The organism is Streptomyces kebangsaanensis (assembly GCF_001906585.1).
In the GTDB taxonomy this organism is placed as follows: domain Bacteria; phylum Actinomycetota; class Actinomycetes; order Streptomycetales; family Streptomycetaceae; genus Streptomyces; species Streptomyces kebangsaanensis.
In genome coordinates, this window is sequence record NZ_JUJA01000167.1 from 322,555 (window position 1) to 329,683 (window position 7,129).

4 protein-coding genes and 3 pseudogenes are annotated in these 7,129 nt (G+C 71.9%); 1 reads left to right on the forward strand and 6 read right to left on the reverse strand.

What is annotated here, in order from left to right:
• The 6 genes and pseudogenes from RH94_RS45760 to RH94_RS36280 form a co-directional block, all read right to left on the reverse strand.
• Positions 1-952 (reverse strand): annotated as a pseudogene (locus tag RH94_RS45760) (cation:proton antiporter); the annotation flags it as partial.
• Between the two features lie 88 nt (positions 953-1,040).
• Positions 1,041-1,508 (reverse strand): GNAT family N-acetyltransferase, encoded by a 468-nt coding sequence (locus RH94_RS36265; protein ID WP_073952534.1) that lies wholly within the window; start codon positions 1,506-1,508, stop codon positions 1,041-1,043.
• Positions 1,505-1,636: pseudogene (locus tag RH94_RS45765) on the reverse strand (RluA family pseudouridine synthase); the annotation flags it as partial. The pseudogene RH94_RS45765 and the gene RH94_RS36265, both read right to left, overlap by 4 nt.
• Positions 1,637-1,638: 2 nt before the next feature.
• Positions 1,639-2,451, reverse strand: a pseudogene (locus RH94_RS36270) (RluA family pseudouridine synthase); the annotation flags it as partial.
• A 259-nt stretch (positions 2,452-2,710) separates the two neighbouring features.
• Positions 2,711-3,412: a signal peptidase II gene (lspA, locus tag RH94_RS36275; RefSeq protein WP_073952535.1), complete on the reverse strand. Its 702-nt coding sequence runs from the start codon at positions 3,410-3,412 to the stop codon at positions 2,711-2,713.
• Positions 3,413-3,473: 61 nt separating this feature from the next.
• Positions 3,474-4,343: a TraR/DksA family transcriptional regulator gene (locus RH94_RS36280; protein ID WP_073952645.1), complete on the reverse strand. Its 870-nt coding sequence runs from the start codon at positions 4,341-4,343 to the stop codon at positions 3,474-3,476.
• A 909-nt stretch (positions 4,344-5,252) separates the two neighbouring features.
• Here RH94_RS36280 and ileS point away from each other — a divergent pair.
• Positions 5,253-7,129: isoleucine--tRNA ligase (gene ileS / locus RH94_RS45770; protein WP_407697408.1), on the forward strand; the 1,877-nt coding region annotated here is incomplete at its 3' end.

A 7,129-nucleotide genomic window follows, 5' to 3' on the forward strand; every position in this document is an offset into this window, starting at 1 on the left:
GCCACAGCAGCCGTACGACCACCAGCACGCCGACGACCACGCCCGCCCAGCCGAGCAGCTCCCCCCACCGGCCCGACGCCGTGCGCAGCGCGTTGTGCAGCTCCAGGCCGACCAGCCCGAACGCGATCCCGGTGACGAGGGTGTCCACCACCTCCCAGACCGTGTGCCCGGCCAGCCGGGTCAGCACGTCGTCGGCGTCGGCGGCGTACTCGGACAGGAACAGCGCGGTGGTGAGCACGGACAGGACACCGGAGCCGTGCAGCTCCTCGGCCAGCACGTAGGAGGCGAACGGCACGAGCAGCGTCAGCCCGATCTGCAGGGTCGCGTCCCCCAGCAGGCCCAGCAGCTTGTTCGCGGCCCAGCCGATCGCCAGGCCCACGGCCACCGCCACCACCGCGGACAGCACCAGGTCGAGCCCGGCCCGCCAGGCCGAGAACTCCCCGCTGACGGCCGCGGCGATCGCCACGTGGTAGAGGACGATGGCCGTGACGTCGTTGAACAGGCCCTCGCCCTCCAGGATCGACACCAGGCGGCGCGGCAGGCCCAGCTGCCCGGCGACGGTGGTCGCCGCGACCGGGTCGGGCGGCGCGACCAGCGCGCCGAGTGCCACCGCGGCGGCGACGGAGAGCCCCGGCACGATGCTGTGCGAGACGACGGCCACGCAGAAGGTGGTGACGAACACCAGCGCCACGGCCAGCAGGAAGATCGGCCGTTTGTTCGCCGTGAACTGCCGCCAGGACGTGCGCCGTACGGCGGCGTAGAGCAGCGGCGGCAGCAGGGTGGGCAGGATCAGGCCGGGCGGGATGTCGACGTTGGGCACGAAGTCGAGCAGCGCGAGACCGATCCCGAGCAGTGTCATCAGGACCGGTGCGGGCAGCCCGAGCCGGTCCCCGAGCGGGACGGTGATCACAGCCCCGAGCAACACGATGAACAGCAGGGCCAACTGATCCACGCTCAGCGCTCCCGCGGGTCGGACGTTCACACGGCAGACTTCAAGCCTGCCACGCCACCCCGCTCACCGGCCTTTTCCGGACCGTGGGCTACACCGCGCGCCGCATCGCCCGGTGCGGGATGCCCGCGTCGGGGAACTCCGGCCCGTACGCCGTGTAGCCCAGCCGCTCGTAGAAGCCGAGCGCGTGGGTCTGCGCGTGCAGGTCCACCGCCGTGAGCCCACGCGCGCGTGCCGCGTCCTCGAGGGCGCGCACCAGGGCCGCGCCGACGCCCAGCCCGCGCGCGTCCCGGGTGACGGCGAGCCGCCCCAGGGAGCCGACCGACTTCTCCCCGCCGGTCCTGGCGGCGGCCGCCTCGCCGTACAGCAGCCGCCCGGTGCCGAGCGGGGTGCCGTCCTCGCGGACCGCCAGCACGTGCACGGCCACGGCGTCGTGGGCGTCGTACTCGATGTCCTGCGGGACGCCCTGCTCGACGACGAAGACCTCCTTGCGGACCGCGAGGCACGCCTCCCGGTCGGCGGGGTCCTCGGCGACGCGCACCTGGTACGGCGCGCTCACGCGTAGGTCTCCTCACGGACCTGGTTCAGGGCTTTCTGCAGGTCCTCGGGGTAGTCGCTGGTGAACTCCGCCCACCGGCCGTCGCCGGGGTGCTCGAAGCCGAGCCGTACGGCGTGCAGCCACTGGCGNNGGTGAGTCCGAGCCGCCTGGCGAGCGTGGGGTCGGCCCCGTAGGTCAGGTCGCCGACGCAGGGGTGACGGTGGGCGGCCATGTGGACGCGGATCTGGTGGGTGCGGCCGGTCTCCAGCTTGATGTCGAGCAGGGAGGCGGCGCGGAAGGCCTCGATCAGGTCGTAGTGGGTGACGGAGGGCTTGCCGTCGGCGGTGACCGCCCACTTGTAGTCGTGGTTCGGGTGCCGGCCGATGGGGGCGTCGATGGTGCCGCTGGTCGGGTCCGGGTGGCCCTGGACGAGGGTGTGGTAGCGCTTGTCGACCGTGCGCTCCTTGAACTGGCGCTTGAGCGACGTGTACGCGTACTCGGACTTGGCGACCACCATCAGGCCGGAGGTGCCGACGTCGAGGCGGTGCACGATGCCCTGGCGCTCGGCGGCGCCGGAGGTCGAGATACGGTACCCGGCGGCGGCGAGACCGCCGATGACCGTCGGCCCGGTCCAGCCGGGGCTGGGGTGCGCGGCGACGCCGACCGGCTTGACGATCACGACCACGTCCTCGTCGTCGTGCACGATCTCCATGCCCTCGACCGGCTCGGCGACCACCTGCACGGGCGCGGGTGCCTGCGGCATCTCGACCTCGAGCCAGGCACCGCCGCGCACCCGCTCGGACTTGCCGACCACCGTGCCGTCGACCAGCACCTTGCCCGCGGCGGCCAGCTCCGCCGCCTTCGTACGGGAGAAGCCGAACATGCGGGAGATGGCGGCGTCGACGCGCTCGCCCTCCAGGCCGTCGGGCACGGGCAGGGTACGGATCTCGGGAAGCGTGCTCACCCCGTCGAGTATGCCGGACGGGTCCGGCGGCCCCGTACGCGCGTACCGGGCACGGGCCCTGTCCGGCGGACCGAGGCACAGCAAGTCGGCGGTCACCATCAGCCCGGGTGAGCAGGGGCGATGGGCCCCTGCTCGGGCGAAGCCGGGAGCTCGGGGGGTCGGCAGCCGACGACAACACCGCTGGCGTCCCCCCTGCTCGAAGAGCTGGGGGGAGGGCGTACCGGACCCGGCGTCCGCGCCTTGATCCGCCGGACGGGTCCTAATCCCTGTGGACGGTGCCGTCCGGGTCCAGGCCGCGGAAGGAGAGCAGCACGATCAGGATGCCGCCGCAGACGATCGCCGAGTCGGCGAGGTTGAAGACGGCGAAGTGCTTGGGCGAGATGAAGTCGACGACCGCGCCCTCGAAGACACCGGGCGCGCGGAAGATCCGGTCGGTGAGGTTGCCCAGCGCACCGCCGAGCAGCAGGCCGAGCGCGATGGCCCAGGGCACGCTGTAGAGCTTGCGGGCAAGGCGGGTGATCACCACGATCACGGCGGCCGCGATGACCGTGAAGATCACGGTGAAGGCCTCGCCGAAGCCGAAGGCCGCGCCCGCGTTGCGGATCGCCTCCAGCTGCAGCCAGTCGCCGATGATGCGGATCGGCGGGTGGTGCTCCAGCTTGGCGACCACGATCATCTTGCTGACCAGGTCGAGGACGTAGGCGACGGCGGCGACCGTGAACAGCACGGCGATCCGGCGCGGGCCGCGGGGCTTGTCCTGGGCGGCGTCGTCCCGCGGCCCGTCCGCGCGGGAGGAGGTGCCGGGTGTCCTGCCCGCCCCGTCCGCCGCCGTGCGGTCCGTGCCGGGGCCGTCGGCCCCGGGCCGCCGGCCGGGCACGGCGTTCCCGCCCGGCCGCTCCTGCCCGGCCCCTGCCGCGTGCGGGGTGTCCGGCGTACCGATGATGCGCTCCGCCTCTGCCACGTGAGTCCCTCGACCTAGGTACCTGACTGAGGACGAGACTACGGCACGCCTCGGACCGCGATCAGTACCGGCGTTCCTGCTTCTGCTTGCACTCCACGCACAGGGTGGCCCGCGGGAAGGCCTGCATGCGGGCCTTGCCGATGGGGTTGCCGCAGTTCTCGCACAGGCCGTAGGTGCCCGCGTCGAGCCGTTGCAGGGCGTGCTCGGTCTGGGTGAGCATCTCGCGCGCGTTGGCGGCCAGCGCCATCTCGTGCTCACGCGTGATGTTCTTGGTGCCGGTGTCGGCCTGGTCGTCTCCCGCGCCGTCGCCGGAGTCCCGCATCAGGCCCGCGAGGGACTCCTCGGAGGAGCTGATCTCGGTGCGCAGCCGCTCCGTCTCGGACTGCAGCTCCGCGCGGGCCTCGGCGACCTCCTCCGGGGTCCAGGGGTCCTCACCCGGGCGCACCGGGAGGTCGCCCGGCTCCACCACCGCGGCGACACGTGCCTTGGGAACGGCGGTCTTCGCCGCCGCGGCCGTGCCAGGAGTCTTCTTCGCAACCACCGTCGTGGCTCCCGTCTGCTTCGCGGCCCGAGCCGCGCCCACCTTCTTGGCCGTCCTCTTCCTGCCCGCGCCGTCCCCGGAAACACCCCGGGTCTCCAAGGCAACGGCACCGTGGCCACCGGCGCCGGCCCCGGTCTCCCGGGCGGCCTCCTTCCCGGCACGGGCCTTCCCGCCGACCGCCTCACGCGTGCGTGTCTTCCCGGCGGACGTCTTCCCGGCGGGTGACGCCTTCTTCTCCGCCGTGGGCCCTGGAGGCGTCTTCCTGTGGTCAGCGCTCCTGCCTGTGCCCTCCTTGCCGGTGGCCTCCCGCGCGGCGGACTTCTTCGCGGCGGACTTCTTCGCGGCGGTGCCCCCGGCCCGGGGTTCCGCGGCGGCGGGCCTCCTCGCCACCGGCTCCGGCTCCTCCGGCTCCTCCGGGGCCGCCGTCCTCGGCGCGGTCTCCTCCGGTGGGGGCTTCCCCGCCGCGGCCCTCTTCGTGCCCGTCTTCTTCTCGCCCGCCTTCCTCCCGCTCGCCTTCTTCGCCGTCCTCCGGGCACCCTTCGCCGGAGGTGCCTGCGCGGCCTTGGCCGACCCGGGTGTGAGCGGTTTCCCCAGGGCCGCCGTCTCCTTCGCGGCCGTGACTCGGGCCGCCGTCCGAGTGGTCTTCCTGGCCGCGCCGCCGGTGGCACCGGCGCTCCGGGACCCGCCGGACGCCGACTGCTCGGCGGTCTTCCTCGCCACCATGGCCGCGGCCCCTTCACATATTGTGATTTTGTTCGCGAATCGTGCTGGGACGATAAATCGACTTGAGTCCCGCGGCAACGGGGCACGCCGCCCGATTCGCCCGCCTCGCGTGTGCCGCGGGGCCGGCATGCATGCGTTGTGCCCAGCTCTCCGCCGGGTAATCCGACCAGCCGCGCGTCCTGCGATCCGAACGGCCCCACCGCGCCATTCGGGTCAGCGCCCGCCCGGGAAAACCGGTCGGCCGCCGTCCCCGGGGCGCCGTACACTGGGCGGAGCGAGAAGCGTGGATGGGGACGAGTAGCGGCGTACGCAGCCCAGAGCGACCCGGGGACGGTGTGAGCCCGGGGGCGAGCGCGACGTGAAGATCACCCCGGAGCCGCCGGAAGAACACCCCAGGGGCAGCCCGAGGGGCCAGTAGAACCGGCATCGCGATCCCAATGAGGGGGCTCCCCGGAGCGTACGGCGCACCGGAGGGCCAAGGAGGGTGGTACCGCGGGAGCGCGCCGCACACGGCGTGAGGCAACAGAGGCTCTCGTCCCTCCGACGGAAGGCAGCACATCCGTTGGAGGAAGCTCGTTGAGTACGCAGCCGCAGTACCGCCAGGTGCCCGCCCAGGTCGATCTGCCCGCGCTCGAGCACGCCGTGCTCGACTTCTGGCGCGAGCAGAAGATCTTCGCCAAGAGCCTGGAGCAGTCCGAGGGCCGCCCCGAGTGGGTGTTCTACGAGGGGCCGCCCACCGCCAACGGCATGCCGGGCGCCCACCACATCGAGGCGCGCGTCTTCAAGGACGTCTTCCCCCGCTTCCGCACCATGCGCGGCTACCACGTCGCCCGCAAGGCGGGCTGGGACTGCCACGGCCTCCCGGTGGAGCTGGCGGTCGAGAAGGAGCTCGGCTTCTCCGGCAAGCAGGACATCGAGGCGTACGGCATCGAGGAGTTCAACGCCAAGTGCCGTGAGTCGGTGACCCGTCACACCGACGCCTTCGCCGAGCTGACGACCCGCATGGGCTACTGGGTCGACCTCGACGACGCCTACCGGACCATGGACCCCGAGTACGTGGAGTCGGTCTGGTGGTCCCTGAAGGAGATCTTCAACAAGGGCCTGCTGGTCCAGGACCACCGCGTCGCCCCCTGGTGCCCGCGCTGCGGCACGGGCCTGTCCGACCACGAGCTGGCCCAGGGCTACGAGACGGTCGTCGACCCGTCCGTCTACGTCCGCTTCCCCCTCACCTCCGGTCCGCTGGCCGGCCGGGCCGCGCTCCTGGTGTGGACGACCACGCCCTGGACGTTGGTGTCCAACACCGCGGTGGCCGCGCACCCCGAGGTGACCTACGTCGTCGCGACGAACGGCGAGGAGGAGCTGGTCGTCGCCGAACCGCTCGTCGGCAAGGCGCTCGGCGAGGGCTGGGAGACCACGGGCGAGACCTTCACCGGTGCCGAGATGGAGCGCTGGACGTACCAGCGCCCGTTCGAGCTCGTCGAGTTCACGGAGCCGGCCCACTACGTGGTCAACGCCGAGTACGTCACCACCGAGGACGGCACGGGCCTGGTCCACCAGTCCCCGGCCTTCGGTGAGGACGACCTGAAGGTCTGCCGCTCCTACGGCCTGCCCGTGGTCAACCCGGTCCGCCCGGACGGCACGTTCGAGGAGGTCCTCCCGCTGGTCGGCGGCGTCTTCTTCAAGAAGGCGGACGAGAAGCTCACCGAGGACCTCGGCGACCGCGGCCTGCTCTTCCGGCACGTGCCGTACGAGCACAGCTACCCGCACTGCTGGCGCTGCCACACCGCGCTGCTGTACTACGCCCAGCCGTCCTGGTACATCCGCACCACCGCGATCAAGGACCGGCTGCTCGAGGAGAACGAGAAGACCAACTGGTTCCCTTCGAGCGTCAAGCACGGCCGGTACGGCGACTGGCTGAACAACAACATCGACTGGGCGCTGTCCCGCAACCGCTACTGGGGTACGCCGCTGCCGATCTGGCGCTGCGAGGACGGCCACCTCACCTGCGTCGGCTCCCGCGCGGAGCTGACCGGGCTGACCGGAACCGACCAGTCGGAGCTCGACCCGCACCGCCCGTTCATCGACGACGTCACCTTCCCGTGCCCGCAGTGCGAGAAGACGGCCACGCGCGTGCCCGAGGTCATCGACGCCTGGTACGACTCGGGTTCGATGCCGTTCGCGCAGTGGGGCTACCCGTACAAGAACAAGGAGCTGTTCGAGAGCCGGTACCCCGCGCAGTTCATCTCCGAGGCGATCGACCAGACCCGCGGCTGGTTCTACACGCTGATGGCGGTCGGCACGCTGGTCTTCGACAAGTCCTCGTACGAGAACGTCGTGTGCCTGGGCCACATCCTGGCCGAGGACGGCCGGAAGATGTCCAAGCACCTGGGCAACATCCTCCAGCCGATCCCGCTCATGGACCAGCACGGCGCGGACGCGGTGCGCTGGTTCAT